The organism is Bradyrhizobium daqingense, from assembly GCF_021044685.1.
Classification (GTDB): Bacteria; Pseudomonadota; Alphaproteobacteria; order Rhizobiales; family Xanthobacteraceae; genus Bradyrhizobium; species Bradyrhizobium daqingense.
In genome coordinates this window covers 7,571,678-7,587,850 of record NZ_CP088014.1, presented here as the reverse complement: position 1 = coordinate 7,587,850, position 16,173 = coordinate 7,571,678, and the positions used below count along the sequence as shown (strand labels likewise).

Genomic DNA, 16,173 nt, shown 5'->3' with positions numbered 1-16,173 from the left:
GGCGTTCTATAGCGAGGCTGTTGGCAGGCGATGGATCCGTTGCAGGGGCACGGCCTGAACCGTCCAGCCTCCTCTTTGTAGAATCTGCCAAGCGATTCTACCAATTTGGTGCGTGCCCGGACATGCTTTCTGCATCCCTGATCCTTTCACATAGTCCGCCAATTCTTGTCTTGAAAACCGCAGCTACCACAGATCGAACGCATTCCTGATCGAGGGAGCACCGGCGCCGAGCGCAGGCGATGGCCAAGCGCCAAGAACTTGGCCACCAAACGAAAGTTTGCTGACAAAGGCTTTTCCTGATGGCCGCCCAAATTCCTCGGCGGGCGCGGTATTTCGCAACCTGCATAGCTTAAGGCCTCATGCCCAGTTCAGTTATTGCGCTATGCAAAGGCCCCTCGCGCTGCGTTGCAAACACCTGGTCCGCTCGGGAGCAGAGTGCAAGTGCCCACTGGACCTGGGAAGCCGATGACAGCGAGCTTGGTGCGATAAAAATCGCTAAGGTCAGCTTCCTCCCAGCGCTTTTCCCAAATAATCTCGAAAAGGATCAATGAGGACAGAGTGTGCGGGCGGCCGCCGGCGCTCAGGCTCACCGCCCGCAGCAAGCCAGCGTTCGATAGTCCTCACGCTCATGGCGATCTGCGGCGCGATCCCGCGCGGCGACAGACCGGTGGCGCGCAAGTCGAGGATTTCGGCATGAAGTTGCGCGACGATTGAGAGCCGCGGGCGACGGCTCGTCAGATTCTCGAAAGTTTGTTCATAGTAGGACTAGCTCAATTGATTGCATGACGAGAGGCTAATGTGGAACCGCACAATTTTGACGTAACTGCCGGGCCGCGGTACAGGTCTCGCAAGAGCATCAACCCGACCGATCCGGGCAAGACGACTTTGAGCAGCAATTAAACGAGGTGCGCGAAGCCGATAACGCGATCCCTGACGGTGGGCCACGCGGTAGGCCCTCTACCAATGTGTCTAGCTACACCAGCAGTCCCCGGCCGAGCCGATGAGTGCACTTGCCAGGAGCAACCTCTTGCCAAGCGAGGTCCTCATCAACGATGAGCGTAACACAGCTGAGTTGAGAGCAGCGAAGAGGCCAAGGGCCCTAAAAAGTCCGCAAGGCGTTGCCATTGAGCAGCAGCTGAGCGAGTTCGCCAATTCAGGCGGTGGTGGAGCAATGTCAGCAGCCTCCGCGATGCAGCCGGCTCAATCAACTGGGATTGTGGTACGGGGGCATCAGTTGGACAAGCGGCCTGTTTATCCCAGGATGCTCCCGAAATCTTGAGGCTTGAGGAGGCTCTCATCAAAGGCGGGATGGTCGCCGGTGGGGCGAAGCAACATGCAGGCGCTCTTCTTAGCTTTAGCCGTTGGCTCTTCGCAAAACGCAGACCGAGCATTGTTGCTCGGCAGGACAATAAGTCGCTGAGCAATGGCGGTGACGTATACGAGTTCGTCGGAAAGGGAAATCCCAAAATCCTCCTTGTAGCATTAGACCATCTCCGCACCTTTCGGTCGACGGGCGAAGTCATCGTACGCCAACGGAGCGGTCGCGCCCGCCCCCCGAACGTGGCCCCCATCCATCCCGAAAGCGCGGCACTGATGGAACCGACGCTCATCGGCGACGCCGCTGCACAGCACAGGGCCTCGTACGAAGCTAGCAGTCGGCGAGAGGAGCTTCGGGACGGGCAGGAGGATCAACCCGCCCCGTCGGCTTTCGTCCAAGGGCACGTCGCGATCAATCCCGAGCAGCTTCATCAGTGGGAGCTTTTGCAAGTGCTGGATCATCTTGATCATCAACCCATTCCGTCACCAGCCTCCGTCCCTTCGGACAAGCTTCAGCGACTGGAAAAGGACTTACAGGGCGAGTTGCACCGACACCCTGCCGCGTCGTTCTCCGCCGATCCAGAAGAGTTTAGTTTCGATCTAAAGCAATTCTCTCCAGGGGAGCTTCGGCGATTGCTTGATAATCAATCCATGCCGTCCCCCGTCTCCGTCCCCTCAGAGGAGCTTCAGCGACTAGAAAAGGACTTGCAGGATGACTTGCGCCAACACCCTGCCCCGTCGTTCTCCGCCGGTCCAGAAGGGCTTAGTTTCGATCTAGAGCAATTCTCTCCAGGGGAGCTTTGGCGATTGCTCGATGATCAATCCATACCGTCGCCAGTATCCGTCGATCCAGATGACTCGGCTCTAAATTTAGGGCAGTCTGATCTTCCCCGAAAGAGTGGAGGGGTTTAAGCGGCTTTTAGCTCCATCTCGATCGGGCGATATATCGATTGCGGAATGGAGCCGGGTTCGGCTCGTAGAAGCCCTCGATGAAAGCAAAGATAATGCGCTGGGCGTCGGCGCGGTTATGGTTGCGATGACGAACCAGTGTATGGAGGAAGCTCTCCATCGGGGCATTGTCGTAGCAAACGGCCTCGCGGCTCATCAACGCGGTGATGCCGGCGCCCGCGAGACCGCCTCGTCTCATGCAATTGGGTTCTTTGGTGAAGGTTGCGGAATTCACGGGCGCGAATAAGGTCATAAGATCAGAATCGCAATCGATGCCCGCGATTCGCCCTTGCTCCATGCCTTCCGCTCGCTGGTTTCCCCCGAGCTTACGATCGTCCAGGTCCTTCCCCATGCCGATAAAGTGGTGCTCGTTGCTCGGTCGAAGGTCGCGCTCTCGTTTCTGTCACGCTTAGCCGACTTGCCGTGGTAGGGTTCGGTCCCATGCGTCACGATAACGTCGGAGCAGAACGGCGCTTGCGATGATCAGAAGAATATCAACGTAGATATCAACAGATTGAGCGCGTGTTCCGTTTGGGGCGTGTGTGTGATGATTGTCGGGTAATGAATGTATGACAGTCCGACGCTTGCATATATCCCCGGAGCGAGATGCGCGATGTATGTTCCCGTGACTGCTGTGCTATCGCGGTGCGCAAGCTGGCCTTTTGCCAGAGCAGCATCCACTGCAAGCTTACTCCAGGCCGTGTTGGTCGCCACGAGAGCAATCAGATCACTGGGCCGGCTATCAAAAGGTCCCTTTGCATAAAGACGAAGCTCGTAATACCGGCTGATCCTGTTGCGCTCAGGTGGAGCTCCCATGACGGAGAAGCCGCCGTAGATGCCGCGAGACGGCGACCCAAGGGCGTCACTCTGCCAGAGCTGCCTGTCCGCAGCGATGTAGTGAAAATTATTTCCGCTCTCCCTTTGTTGCTTGGGATCCGCCAAATTCGTGTAGCGGCTCCTGTTCAAACCAACGCCCGCCCGCAGCCACGTGTCGGGTACGCCGGGAGCAGCCTTGCTCTTGTAGCCGGCTTCTTCGACAAGAAGGATGCCTGCATTGGCCGTGCTCCATTTCAAGCCGGTGGGATTCTCGGTTATATGGGCATAGGCACCATCTGGACTGATTGAGCGCTGGACGGAGACCTTGTTGTACAAGCGAGCGTCAAAATTGTACTTCAAGTTGGCCGCTGGCGTGGGCGCGGCATTGGTGCTCATCCCAGCCTGGAACAAGGCAGACATGTTCGATCCTGTGATTCCTCCGAACAATGTGCCGGTGAATTCATTCTGGTTTCTGAGGTAGCCAAGTTTGAGTTCTAGTACCCACTTTTCTTGGAACGTGAGTCGTGATTCAAGGTCGGGATGATACCCGAAGCAAGAGAAGTCCACCTTTCGAGGAAAGATCGCAAGGTGCTTGAGGCGTGCTGTCGCTCACCGGTGACGTTGCAGCGCGATTTGAAGCGGGCGCGGATAGTTCTGTTGGCGGCGGATGGGCGCAGCACCCGGTCGATCGCCAAGGAAGTTGGGGTCCAGCCGCGGATTGTCAGCCTTTGGCGGCATCGCTATGCCGACCATGGCCTTGAAGGGCTGCAAGACAAGCCGCGGCCTGGCAAGCAGCCGATCTATACGAAGACGACCGACAAGCGGATTCTGAAGCTGCTGGATAGTCGTCCGTGAAGAAGGACTAAGCCACTGATCGGGAATCTCGATTTGGGCTAAGGGGCATTTCCAGATTGCAAGGTTTTGATGCTTTGGGCGTCAGAACCTTGCGATTTGGTTTTCGTGGATTCCCTCGAAGCGGGAAGCATGATTCCTTGTCTGCATCGGAGGGAACGATGCGGCCGAAGAAGCACAAGACGACGGGATCGAACGATCTGTTCCGGGCTCGGCTCGACCAGATCATCAATATGAAGCACGAGCTGGTTCTGCTCGCCGGCAAGGTCGATTGGGACTGGATCGACGGCGAGATCGCGCCGCTCTACAGCGAGAACGGCAGGCCCGGGATCGAGACGCGCTTCATGATCGGTCTGCTGTTGCTCAAGCACATTTACGGGCTGTCCGATGAGGAGGTGTGCGAGCGCTGGGTCCATGACCCATACTTCCAGTTCTTCACCGGGGAAGAGTTCTTTCAGCACACGTTCCCGCACGAGCGCTCGGACCTGAGCCATTGGCGCAAGCGGCTTGGCGACAAGCTGGAGTTGCTGCTGGCCGAGAGCTTGCGGGTAGCGCACGAGGCCGGTGCATTACGCAGCCAGGACCTCAAGCGGGTTACGGTCGACACCACGGTGCAGCCGAAGGCCATCACCTTTCCGACCGATGCCAAGCTGCTGCATGCGGCCATCAAGGGGCTCAACCGCCTGGCGATCAGGCACGGCGTCAGGCTGCGGCAATCCTATGCTCGCATCGCCAAGGCCGCCGCGATGATGGCCGGCCGCTACGCCCATGCCAAACAGTTCAGGCGGCATCAGCGGCAGTTGCGTATCCTGCGTAGCCGGCTGGGCCGGATCATCCGCGACATCCGCCGCAAGATCGAAGGCCAGCCAGCACTGGAGCAGGCGTTCGCCCTCCCGCTCGGCCGGGCCACGCAGATCCGCTCGCAGCAGCAGCGCCAGCGCGGCTGGAAGCTCTATTCCTTCCATGCCCCGGAAGTGGAGTGCATCGGCAAGGGCAAGGCCAGCGCGCCTTACGAGTTCGGCGTGAAGGCCTCCATCGTCACCAACAACCGCCGGGCTCCCGGTGGCCTGTTCGTGCTGCACGCCAGCGCACTGCCCGACAACCCCTACGACGGTCACACCTTGCGGGACGTCATTGACCGCACCGAGACACTCACCGGCTGTCCGATCGAGCGGGCCTATGTCGACAAGGGATACCGCGGCCACGACGCACAAAATCCCCGTCGCGTCTTCATCTCCGGCCAGAAGCGCGGCGTTTTCGGTGTCATCAAGCGCGAGCTGCGCCGCCGCTCCGCCATCGAGCCCATCATCGGACACCTGAAGGCGGAAGGCCACCTCGGGCGCTGCTACCTCAAAGGCCGCGCCGGCGATGCCGCCAACGTCGTCCTCTCAGCCGTCGGACACAACTTCCGCCGCATCCTCGCCTGGCTGAGATATCTCTTGTGCCTGTTCCTGGCCCAGCTATGGCGCACGCTCGCCCGGCCAGCCTCGATCAATCCGGCTTCTTAACGGACGACTGGATAAGCCGCCACCGCAAGGGTTTGCGCGCTGGACCGGCCCCCTGCTGGCCGAGGCGCTGGGCGATGTCGATGTCCAATATGTCTGGCGGTTCCTGCGCAGCCACAAGATTGACCTGGTGGCTCGCAAGTCCTGGTGCGAGAGCAACGACCCGAACTTTACGGCCAAAGCCGCCGATGTTGTCGGCCTCTATGTCGCGCCGCCGGCGAAGGCCATTGTGCTGTGCGTGGACGAGAAGCCCTCGATCCAGGCTTTGGAGCGAGCGCAGGGTTATCTGAAGTTGCCCAATGGCCGCGCCTTAACCGGCCAAAGCCACGATTACAAGCGGCATGGCACCACAACATTGTTTGCGGCGCTCGAAGTCGCCACCGGAAAGATCATCGCGACCCATTCAAAACGCCGGCGCCGCGTCGAGTTTCTCGATTTCATGAACAGCGTCACCGCGACTTTTCCGAACCGCAAGCTTCACGTCATCCTCGACAACCTCAACACCCATAAAAAGAACGAGGACTGGCTCAAGGCCCACCCCAACGTGCAATTTCATTTCACGCCGACAAGTGCGTCATGGCTCAATCAGGTCGAAGTATGGTTTTCCATCTTGCAGGGGCAGTCGCTCAGCGGCACCTCCTTCACGAGCCTCAAGCAGCTTCAGGAACACATCGATGCCTACGTCAACGCATACAACGACAGAGCCGAGCCCTTCGTCTGGACCAAGAAAAAGGTCCGTCAACGCCGTTTCAAAGGCCGCCGTATCACTCAGCTCTGATTCCGGGTACTAGTGTCCTGTTGAAGAAAGTCTGGTAGTAGGCGAGCGTATTGAGTCCCACCCGATCTGGCCCTGGGCGATCCCACGTCCAGTATTGCTGCTCGGCCCCTACGACAATCTGTCCGTCGGCAATGCCAAACCGGCTCAGATCGTAGGTGACGATCATGAAGTTCGCCGACGCGAAAGTCGGATTCTGGCCCATATAGAGCTGGTTTGCGATAGTGCTTCTGGCTGCATGCGGTAGCTGGTTGCTTGCAAAGGAGTTATGTGTCCACCCGATATAGCCGATGCCGACGTCCGCCAGCGCAGATCTAACGCCCCCCTTGTCCTGATCAATCGTATCTGCAGGACCAGGGATGGGGAACCACAACCCTTTTTCACGCAGATTGTCGTACCTTTGGAAGGGATCGATCGTTTTTTGCGGTCTCGTCTGAGCAGCCCTGTCCGCATTGCCGCGCTTCTCCAAAGGCACTCCGGGACCTGCTGCTCGCGCCGGGGCAGGAGGGCGGATTGCCTGACAGATCAGGTCGATCGGGAGCTTTGCGGCCCGGTCGGAAGTCTTTCCTCTTTTGCTGGCCTGATCCACAGGGTGGTTACTAGGATCAAGTCCGCTCGCGGTTTGTGCCAGTACGGGATTGCCGACCAGACAAGCCGCTAGCGAAAGTGCGATAGCAAGCCCAGATTGCTTGCCCCTTGGTCTTAAATTGAAAGAAAGTGCTGCCGTAGCCGAGTATGTCCGGGGCGAGGTCGTCGCAAGAAGGCAATCACGCATGGCGTAGTTCGGGTCCATGTCTGCCGGCCATGAATATGCGGCCTGATTGGCCCGAAGTGAGCTCGCGGCGGCGTGTGGCACGCGCCTGCTTCCACATCGTCATTGCAAGCGCAGCCAAGCAATCCAGACCCCCCGCAGTGGCAGTCTGGATCGCTTCGTCGCCAGCGCTCCTCGCAATGACGAGCAAGCGGCATCGCGGCTGTCGTTTCGCGTCCGTGGGGGAGGGGGACGAGCCAGAACTCGATCTATCCGAACAGAGCCACTCAGGCTTCCTGAACCTCTCAGCTCGCGGCGCGAGGATGATCTGGTCCGAAACTTTGGTTGTGCGTGACGCCGGTGCGCCCAGAGCCAGCGGAGAGCGCTGGCTCGGCAAATGCTCACGAGCGCGCGGAGCGTTCTGTCCTGGCCGCCAAAGCGTTGCGAATGTCCACCTTGCTCACTGTGCGTCAGGCGAGTCTGGCGGTGGTGCGCATCTGCATCGAAGGCGGCTTTCTGGACCAAACGGCAGCCACCCGAAAGCAAGGCTAGCCGTGCAAGAGGCTTGGCTTCACGAAGCGTTTCATTGGTATCGTTGTCACCGAAACACGAGACGATCGGCGGGCTTGAAGGCCGAAGAGCTTTTGGATTTGCGCGCGCGGCAACCACACCACAACATCCAACGTGATAGCCCAGGGGACCGGAGGAATCAGCCATCGAGCAGCTTTGGCGGATATCGGCGAGCAGTTGCTTTCTGCCGTCGGCGCGGCAAAACCTGTCTTGCATCCAAAACCTTGATGTGCGCGGCGTTCGTTGGTTACGCTTGCCACGTGCCCGTCATCTCGAACAACCTGCCGGAACTGGTAGTTGATCAGGTGCAATGTTTGCCGGTCCAATCGCGCCATTGCGGCTCGGCCGATCAGCCGTGGCGCTTACGTGGCGCGTCCCAGACGAGGTTGCTGGTCTGGGCAATGCGTGAGGCGGGGCTCCATCGAACACTTGCAGGAATCAGTGGACGGTTTGCATTCGTGCCGGGGCACGGTAAAAAATCTGCAAGGTTCTTCTGAATGATGAGAGAATGCTGCGCCATCGCCGACTACGACGAGAACCATTGCTCGCTGGTGGCGCTATCATTGAGAACGCGCGCAAATTGTCGCGTTGCTCAAGAAGGAGCGTTTCATAGGAGTAGGCGCAGCCGATCGGGAAGCTCACCAAGATTGATTATTGTCGACGCTGGCAGCTCCTGGAACGCGGGAGCATCGCGAGCTATCGCGTCGACAAAATAAGCCTGCTGGAACGAGATCTTGAGCGAGGGACAATGGACTTGATTGATCAAGCGGCCGCTTCAGACTTGCGGCCGCTCTTGCACGGGCCGTCAAGACGGATTCTCCCGGTTTTGGTGCTCCCGCTTATCCTCGTCGGCTCGTGTGCTGCTAGCGCCTGGCTTTGGGCTAACCTTGAAGAGCCTGTCGAGACGCCGGAAAGCAGCGAAGTCGCTTCAACGATGAGCCTGCCACCGGAGGACAGGGCATCCTTGTCCGAGATAAAGTGGGCACAGCAGAAAAATGGTGATGAGATCGCAGAACTCAACCGCCGGATCGATGCCCAGCGGGATGTCCTCAAAGGGGTCCTGGATCAGATCACCATACTGACTTCGCGGATCGATGCGCTGCAGAGTTCAACACCTGTCCCTTCTGCTGCTTCCGAGCCTCCTTTGTCGCCAGCCCGGGCTGTTTCGAGCGCCGCCAGGAAACGCTTCGGGCGGTCCAAACCACAGGGACCTGTTTCCGTCGGAGGCGCGCCAGTGATCGCCGGACCGAAGACAGCCGAGCCTTGAGTCTGGGACGCTGCAGGCGTCGTCGAGTGTCCAACTGTGCTCGAGGAGGTGGACCGTAGCTTCGCAAAGCTGCCTCCAGCCGTAAATTTCCCGAAGCTGGTGCGGGCGCCGGCGTCTCCAGCGGCACGTCGCTGAGGCCGTCACCATCATCAAGAGCAGTCAAGGGGAGGTGGGGCAGAGCCCTTTCGGCATGATCGAGCCGTGGCCCTGAACGGCGGAATCCGCTGCGCTTCTCCTTCAAATCAGCTTCCCTTTAGTCAGCCCTCCCGGTTTGAGGCCATATCTGAAAGATCGTTGTCATGACACCGCCGCTGCATCCTCGAAATCTGGCCTGTCTGCCGGAGGTGCCTCTTCAGATCATTCCGTCGCGAAGAGCTTAAATGTTTGAGATCTGCTCACATGCGCGGCTTAGTTAATAGGGATACGGTCGAGATAGGTGTCGAATGCGGCAGCAACAGCACGAACGAGAAACCGGTGTTCCTGCTTGACCCGAATGAATCCCTCTTCAATGTCCACTATCTCGTCTTCGGCGAGCATTCCCAGCCGGTCGGCCGAATTGAGAAGAGGAATTGGATCAAATCCGTGAGCAGCACAGATCGCTGGTACGTCGGCCTGCAAATCGCACATCAGACGCTCGATAATTGCGGCGCGGAGGCGATCTTCGGGGGAGAGGCAGTAGCCTTTTGAGGTTGCCGGACGACCAGCCTGAATGTGTTGGTGATAGGAAGCGGTTGCGCTCTCGTTCTGAACGTAACCTTCACGCAGACGGCCGATGGCTGACGGACCTAAGCCGATCACGGTTTTGCAGGTATCAGCCGAATAGCCCAGGGAGTTGCGGCGAAGCTGACCGGCTTTCTGCGCCAGCGCGAGCTCGTCGTTGGGCAGGGCGAAATGGTCGAGCCCGATCTGGCGGTAGCCAGCCGAGACCAGCGTATCTGCGATAGCCGCGGCTTGCTCGGCGCGGGCGAGATTATCCGGCAGCGCCGTCTCATCGATCTGGCGCTGACGTTTCATATAGGAGGGGACGTGAGCATAGCCGAAAACTGCAAGCCGGTCTGGCCGCATGGCCAGAGCCGTCCGTGTAGAGTCCACGCAAGATCGCACCGTCTGATGCGGCAGTCCGAAGAGGAGGTCGAAATTGATGCGGCTTATCCCATGCTGGCGAAGGCTTTCGACGACAGACGCCGTCTGCACCTCGCTCTGGACGCGGTTGACCGACCTCTGAACCACCCCGTCGAAGCTTTGCACGCCGATGCTCGCGCGATTGACGCCGGCCACTTGTAATGTTTCAACCATCTCGGCCGTGAACGCACGTGGGTCGATTTCTATGGCGATGGTAGCTGATTTGCTGAACGCGAAGCAGCGTCGCAGGAGTGCCATCAAGGCGAGAAAATCGGCCGGTGCAATAGTAGTCGGCGTCCCGCCGCCGAAATGCACGTCGCTTACCGGCAGCGCGCGAGGCGCTTGCTCTGCGACCAAACGTATCTCGGCATGCAGCGTCGCCAAGTACTTGCGGATCGGTCGCTCGCTGCGAGTGAGGCTTGTAGGGAAGCCGCAATACCAACAGATAGCACGACAGAACGGAACGTGGATGTATAGCGACACGGGATCGTCGGGCGGCAGCCGCCTCAACCATGTCTCACAAGTCTTGGCACCGACGGTCGCGGAGAAATCCGGCACGGTCGGGTATATGGTGTACCAAGGCAGGCGAGCGTCGCAATACTTGTTCAGGAGAGACGTCTGCAAAGCCTAACTTTCTCATGGTCGAGCGGCATAAAGCTGACCGATGCCCACTGTTATGTCTTTGCGTTATGTCAAACGCGTCTAACGGTTCCTGAGATCTGGCCTGCTCTCGACGTCACGGCCAAACGCAGCGTTGGGGTTCATGCCTGGAAGTGAGCGCCGCTCGTCCGCAATTATTCGGACGTTTATGGTGGCATATGAATTTCTACGAGGACGCTCGAATTAGCGCGGTGTACCGCGACTAGCCGTGCGCAGTATCAATCGCTCATCGGGCAGCGTCGTTTCCGCATTCCCCCTGGCGTGCTGCCTTTTTGCGACGGAAACAGGGATCTTAAAACCTCAGCAGGGCAGCTGAGCTTGTTGCTGGACTTCCGAGGAAAGGCCGACGTGGTTGCTCCGCAATCGACGGATGCCTCCCGTTCAAGGCCGGAGCGTCACGGAGATAAGTGACTTGCTAGAGCAGAGCGCGATGTGCGATGTGCGATTGCAGCACGTGACGCTGCGTGCGATTCAAGTCTTTTGTAGCAGCTCACGAAAAACTTTTTTGGTTTCCAGCATAAAATCAATGAGCCTCAATTCCGCCACGCTGCTTGTCTCATTGCCGCAAGCATCATCACGGATGTACTGATGATGTTGGGGTGGCCCCGGCGCACTTCACGCCCCCGGCAAAGTGCGTCGGGACGCCTTGGTTCGCCGGCGTCTCGTTCAGATCCAAATACATGTCACTAACTCACAACGAGTTGGACGTCGTGCTGATGGCAAACGCGAGCTCGGAACGATTTTCTGTACTTTCTATTCTGCTTCATCGGTTGAGGCGTTTTGTTTCTGATAACGCCGTTGCAGCTGTTGATCGGCCAGATCGCATATCTATGCAGCGAGTCTTCATTGGCGTCGCATCAATGCGATGGACCTCCAGATTCGGTTCCACATAAGTCGCCTGGTGAGGCGTCGATCATCCCGTCACAAAACATTCCTACGCTGCGAGCTGGAGGCCATGTATGCAGGAGCCGGGGTGTAAGGTTGTGCCTCATGATTACAGAAAATGGGATTCGCATCCTGGCGTTCCAGTCCATTCACACTGGATCGATAAAGTGTCTGTTTCGAAAACCAATCGAGCGTGGACATCATCTTCGTAATATTCTCCATGAGGACGCAGCCCACACGCGCGCGAGAAAGGAGATTGCGCGGCCTTGCAGAAATACTATATTGAGAGTTCATCGCCCTATCGCTCCTAACCAAGTCGAATGCGCACCCTGGCGCGGTCCTCAGGGTAGTGAGAGCTTGCCGGATCGCCATCGATCAGGTGCTCTTCGTCCGGCACGCTTGATTGAAGCGTCGCGCCAGGCCATAGCCGAGATCGGCGTACGCCTCGTTTGCTCGCCCGGCCTGCCCGACGTTGATCCTGCAGGTCGATTGGAAGCGCGAATCGGATGCGATCTAGTACTGACCGTCCGCCTCAGGACGATGCGGAGCGCGCTCGGATCCGCCTCACCCTCGCTCGACCCTACGGCTTTTCGCGATCGTGTTGGCGGCTTTCAGTGTTGGGCAAGGCGCTCGGACCAGGCTTGAGCCGCGGCTCGCAGAAACCTTGTACTTCGATCTGACCGCGCTGGGATCGCCCGCATGAAAGATGCGCGTTTCCACTTTAAGCGCGAACCAATTGAATGCCGGCAACGAGCAGAACGGCCGCCAGTATGAATCTGATGGCTGTCTGGCTCAACCATTTCAGGCCGATTACTGCTCCAGCGACCGCCCCCGCCAGCGTGAAGATAGCGTATAGAGCCAAATCCGGAGAGGGAAATTGCCCGGTGAAAAGAGCTCCGACGAAGCCGACTGTGGAATTGGCCAGGATAAAAGGGGGTGATAGCGCGACGGTCTGCCTCGGTGATGCCCAATTCAGTGCGATGAGCGTCGGGGCGAGGAACACACCGCCGCCCACCCCAGTCAGGCCAGAAACGAGGCCAAGGACCGCGCCAATGCTCACGCTTTCCCGGAGCGGAATTTCGCCGACGCGATCGACAGCTCGTCCCCGCTGCATGATCATCACTGCGCTCGCCAGAAGAAGAACGAGTCCGGTTAGTGTTTTGTACATGTGCTCCTCGAGCACAATCAAGCCACCGGCAAGCGACGCTGGCATTGACGAAAAGAGAAGAGGGCGCAGGATTGTCCAGTCAACGACCTTGTTGCGGTTGAACAGCCAAGTAGAATAAGCCGCGACGACAATGTTGAGACCAAGCGCCGTGGGGCGCGTCTCTGTCGATGACATACCAAAAAAAGCCATTAGCGAGAGGAATGCAGTCCCGCCAGCCTGGCCAACGCTCGCATATAGCAGGGAGATGATCGCGAAGAGCAGGGAAGTCATGCTTCACATATCTTGGCGACGATCTTCGCCCGTTTTATTAGCAAGCCCATCATGATTCGTGCATCTGGTGCGGCCTAATTGTATTTCCGCTCGGGGCGGATCTAAGCGGTTCGCCGGAATCGTGCGGCCGGAGGTGTAGTCAGTTCAAGTTCCTTAGCGAGTGCCATGTGTGGACCCTCCCATCAATTGCCGAGGTTGGTAGTTGACTGGGCCCCAATAGGGGGCGTTTGAGGCCCTGAGAGGACGGCACTCGAGGGGGCGGCCGAGGTGAGCTGCCGAGGTGAGCTGCATTTGTTGCTGTAGCTTACCCCGTGCCGCAGCTCGCAATGGTACTGTCGCCTTCCCTCCCCATGTCATGAATGCTTCGAGGCACCTACCTCGCAACCAACCGTCCGCATTCGAAGTCCTTTTGCGACGATTGATTTTGGCGAAATCAACAGTTGGTATGGCACTTGCTAATCCGATCCGGGGGCCTCTCCTTCTGGAATGCGCATGCAAAGTGTCTTCCGCATCAAACAGGTTTCGCGACTGCGCCTATCGCTTGTTGCGTTTTTGACGTGGCCCATTTCTGTCCGTTCGGTTCGTTTGTACCGGGCCTGCCGGACGGGCCCGATGAAATGCCGGACAACGATGCGGGGAGTATGGCGTCTGCATCGGATCTTCCGTTCAGCTCATCGATCGCGTCACCGACGCTGTCACACGCCGAGAATCAGCGACAGGTTAGCGATGGATGATTCGCAAGATTGGGAAAAAAGATGACACTTCTGTTGTCTTCATCTCAAAGCAGGGAATTGGTACTGACAAGACGCAGATCGAGTCTCGCACTGAAAGGTGCGTGCTCTACCTTACGTGTAGTTCAGAGCCCAAGATCTCCTCGTGCTCGCCCGAGAGACAAAGCGAAGCACCGTTCGGACGCGACTGCGTTTTCTCGCCATGCAAGCTAAACCGACCCAAGCATCTAGCCGTGCGTGCGCTCGGTTCTTGTCGCCAGCACAGTCCCGGGGCCCTCGGCCCTTCTATCACTGCCGGCATGAGTAAGATGGAGCATCCTTGTGTTCGCATGGAGTCGATCCGCACGGACGACAGGCGATGATCTCCGAGTTCGCCAGCTCGCCATCAGCGAGCACTTTGTCGATCGCCTCGGAGCAAGGATGATGACGCTATTCGGTTGTTTGACGATGCGATCATCCTGGCGCAGTCGCCGGCAGAGCAACGAATGCGGCCAATGGCGTCAGAGAAGGAAAATCGTTATGGGAAATTGGGATGATCCTGGAAATCAGCGAGAATGCAGTCAATTTTCATGTCAAGAATACGATGGGAAAGCTGGGTGCGACCAGCCGGATTCAAGCAGTCGCGATAGCTATTCGCCTCGATGTTCTTTGAATTCAATTGAGGAACGACCGCCAACTGTCACATCTTTGGCTTCCAGCTTCTGGCAAGTTGAGCACGGTGCTTTCGGTGAACTCGCAGATATAACCCTCCTTTGGGCAAGTCTGCATCTCGCGCTGGGTGAGGTTCTGGGGCTTCGTAAGGTCGGTAAGATGTGGAATCGGCCGATCTAATGCTCACTGGTCGGAGCATGGCTCTCTCCACCAGCGGGTGATTCTTTGCTCAGATGAGCCCGCACCGCTTGCTCGGGACGTCGGACAGGGGTCTAGGGAGAGGAACAGCTGAGGAAAGAACCCCGACCGCGGGCCGGGGTCCCGATTCATCCAAACGCGTGGAGATCTTTATCTGGCGAACGGCCAGCCAAACTTGTAGTTGAGCCGTGCCGTGATGAGATCGACGTCCTGGTGCGCGCGATCCGCGCCAAGGGCCGCTGGGAAGCTTATGTTGCTGCGCTGCATGAACAAGTGGTTATACTCGACGCCCGCTGACCAGTTCGGCGTGAGGCTGACTTCGGCACCGGCGCCCAGCACGCCACCCCAACGCACATCATTGTTTTTGCCAAGCTCGGTGCCGGTTGCCACCGAGTTGACGTAATAGGTGTTGCTGGTCACCGCAGCACCGCCCTTGCCATAAAGGAGCACAGCATTGAACGCGTATCCGATATGGCCCGTGAGTAGGCCGAATGCATCTGTCGTGGTGCCAACGGTGTCTGTCGGGAAGGCGGTGCTGACATTGGAGCCGCGGAAGTCGGCCCAGTTGCCCTGGCCTTCGAGGCCGTACACCATGTTGAAGATTTGCCAACGATAGCCGATCTGGCCGCCAACGGTACCGCCAGTCGAATTATGGCAGCCCTCGGAAGTGATGCCATTGAAATCCCAGCAATTGTGGCTCGTTCCCCAGCCACCGTTTGCGCCCATATAGTAGCCGGACCAATCGATAATCGGGGCCGCGACCGGCAGCGGTGCCGCCTTGACCTTGACGGGCTGCCCGGCCAGATCCGTGCCGAATGAGGGGGCGGCCGCACAGAGTGCGCCGATGCATGCAGTCAGAATAAGAATCTTTTTCATTCGCGTGTTGTTTCCTTTAGGTGCCCCAGGCACCGTGCCGTTTAACAACATGAACGCGAATTGCTGTAACTGGCGCACAACATGTCTTGGAAAGAAACGTGCCCAATCGCCCGCGGCGTCAGATTGCGGAGCTCGCGGTTTCCGCTGCTTTGCTTCTACCGAGACGCTGTGGCTCGGCAGTGGTCGCCTCGCGCGGATCATCCTCTTTGAAAATGATCGTTCATGATCACCTGCGACGCGGAGCAAAGCCAAAAGGTGTTCGGCTCCTTCCGTCGCTAAGCTGCGGCAACGCCCAGCCGCACTTACAGTACTGGATCGATGGCACGCCTCAGGCGCTTAAGGTCATTCTTCCGGCAACACGGACGTGCTATCGCTTGCAATCGCGAGCAACGCGATGCCGATCGATTGCAGGCTCGATCGCTTTGGCTCTGGAACGACCACAAGTCTAGCTCGATGGTCCGTCAACTTCGACCTTGATTGATGGGTCGGGAAGCCCACTGCGTGCTAGACAGTGCTCTTGCTTGAAGTTGCGCAAGATCGTGCCGAGCTCAAGGTCACCGTGGTCGGTTTCCTGGCGCGAGCGAATACCAGCGCGGCCGCCCCGTCTCGCCGCCGTCTGGGCCTGGTGTTCAGCTTCCTGGTCTCGGCCGCCAGAGGAGCTGCAGAGGCAACAGCTTTCTCGAGCGCTCTCGTTTCAGCGGGGCCGCACATGATTAGAGAAAAGTCTGCTCGACCACGCACTGGCCCGAATTTTCCACCGTATGAGGCGCCCTAAATGCCTTAACGGCGCCGGATGCTCTCGCCGCAATAG

11 protein-coding genes and 2 pseudogenes are annotated in these 16,173 nt (G+C 58.4%); 6 read left to right on the top strand and 7 right to left on the bottom strand.

Annotated elements, in window-relative coordinates:
- The first annotated feature begins 1,593 nt into the window (after positions 1 to 1,593).
- Positions 1,594 to 2,229, top strand: coding sequence for a hypothetical protein (locus tag LPJ38_RS36035; RefSeq protein WP_014497829.1), 636 nt, complete (start codon positions 1,594 to 1,596; stop codon positions 2,227 to 2,229).
- Between the two features lie 7 nt (positions 2,230 to 2,236).
- Here the strand turns inward: LPJ38_RS36035 and LPJ38_RS36030 are convergent, their stop codons facing one another.
- Together LPJ38_RS36030 and LPJ38_RS36025 are read right to left on the bottom strand one after the other, a co-directional pair.
- Positions 2,237 to 2,617 carry a transposase gene (locus LPJ38_RS36030; RefSeq protein WP_011084799.1) on the bottom strand — a complete coding sequence of 127 codons (381 nt, stop codon included), beginning with the start codon at positions 2,615 to 2,617 and terminating at the stop codon, positions 2,237 to 2,239.
- A 131-nt stretch (positions 2,618 to 2,748) separates the two neighbouring features.
- Positions 2,749 to 3,648, bottom strand: a complete 900-nt coding sequence (locus tag LPJ38_RS36025) for a carbohydrate porin (RefSeq protein ID WP_099421828.1) — start codon at positions 3,646 to 3,648, stop codon at positions 2,749 to 2,751.
- Between LPJ38_RS36025 and LPJ38_RS36020 the strand changes: the two are divergent.
- The 3 genes and pseudogenes from LPJ38_RS36020 to LPJ38_RS36010 form a co-directional block, all read left to right on the top strand.
- Positions 3,622 to 3,933: pseudogene (locus LPJ38_RS36020) on the top strand (helix-turn-helix domain-containing protein); the annotation flags it as partial. The gene LPJ38_RS36025 and the pseudogene LPJ38_RS36020 overlap by 27 nt on opposite strands.
- A 161-nt stretch (positions 3,934 to 4,094) precedes the next feature.
- Positions 4,095 to 5,441: an IS5-like element ISBj5_B family transposase gene (locus LPJ38_RS36015; protein WP_011084757.1), complete on the top strand. Its 1,347-nt coding sequence runs from the start codon at positions 4,095 to 4,097 to the stop codon at positions 5,439 to 5,441.
- A 7-nt stretch (positions 5,442 to 5,448) separates the two neighbouring features.
- Positions 5,449 to 6,216, top strand: a pseudogene (locus LPJ38_RS36010) (IS630-like element ISRj1 family transposase); the annotation flags it as partial.
- On the opposite strand, the gene LPJ38_RS36005 reads toward LPJ38_RS36010, so the two are convergent.
- Positions 6,203 to 7,006 carry a hypothetical protein gene (locus LPJ38_RS36005; RefSeq protein ID WP_231088518.1) on the bottom strand — a complete coding sequence of 268 codons (804 nt, stop codon included), beginning with the start codon at positions 7,004 to 7,006 and terminating at the stop codon, positions 6,203 to 6,205. The pseudogene LPJ38_RS36010 and the gene LPJ38_RS36005 sit on opposite strands and share 14 nt — an antisense overlap.
- Before the next feature lie 506 nt (positions 7,007 to 7,512).
- On the bottom strand, positions 7,513 to 7,869 hold the full coding sequence (locus LPJ38_RS36000; RefSeq protein WP_161966254.1) for a hypothetical protein: 357 nt from the start codon (positions 7,867 to 7,869) through the stop codon (positions 7,513 to 7,515).
- A 413-nt stretch (positions 7,870 to 8,282) separates the two neighbouring features.
- On the opposite strand from LPJ38_RS36000, the gene LPJ38_RS35995 reads away from it, so the two are divergent.
- Complete coding sequence (locus LPJ38_RS35995; RefSeq protein ID WP_011084803.1) at positions 8,283 to 8,801, top strand: hypothetical protein; 519 nt, start codon at positions 8,283 to 8,285, stop codon at positions 8,799 to 8,801.
- 408 nt (positions 8,802 to 9,209) lie between these two features.
- Here the strand turns inward: LPJ38_RS35995 and hemN are convergent, their stop codons facing one another.
- Together hemN and LPJ38_RS35985 are read right to left on the bottom strand one after the other, a co-directional pair.
- On the bottom strand, positions 9,210 to 10,547 hold the full coding sequence (hemN, locus tag LPJ38_RS35990; RefSeq protein ID WP_145642471.1) for an oxygen-independent coproporphyrinogen III oxidase: 1,338 nt from the start codon (positions 10,545 to 10,547) through the stop codon (positions 9,210 to 9,212).
- 1,642 nt (positions 10,548 to 12,189) lie between these two features.
- Positions 12,190 to 12,906 (bottom strand): sulfite exporter TauE/SafE family protein, encoded by a 717-nt coding sequence (locus LPJ38_RS35985; protein WP_011084806.1) that lies wholly within the window; start codon positions 12,904 to 12,906, stop codon positions 12,190 to 12,192.
- 1,263 nt (positions 12,907 to 14,169) lie between these two features.
- Between LPJ38_RS35985 and LPJ38_RS35980 the strand changes: the two genes are divergently transcribed.
- The gene (locus LPJ38_RS35980) at positions 14,170 to 14,289 is read left to right on the top strand and encodes a LuxR C-terminal-related transcriptional regulator (protein WP_018646991.1); all 120 of its coding nucleotides are present in this window, start codon (positions 14,170 to 14,172) and stop codon (positions 14,287 to 14,289) included.
- 347 nt (positions 14,290 to 14,636) lie between these two features.
- Here the strand turns inward: LPJ38_RS35980 and LPJ38_RS35975 are convergent, their stop codons facing one another.
- Complete coding sequence (locus LPJ38_RS35975; RefSeq protein WP_014497822.1) at positions 14,637 to 15,362, bottom strand: outer membrane protein; 726 nt, start codon at positions 15,360 to 15,362, stop codon at positions 14,637 to 14,639.
- Between the last annotated feature and the right edge of the window lie 811 nt (positions 15,363 to 16,173).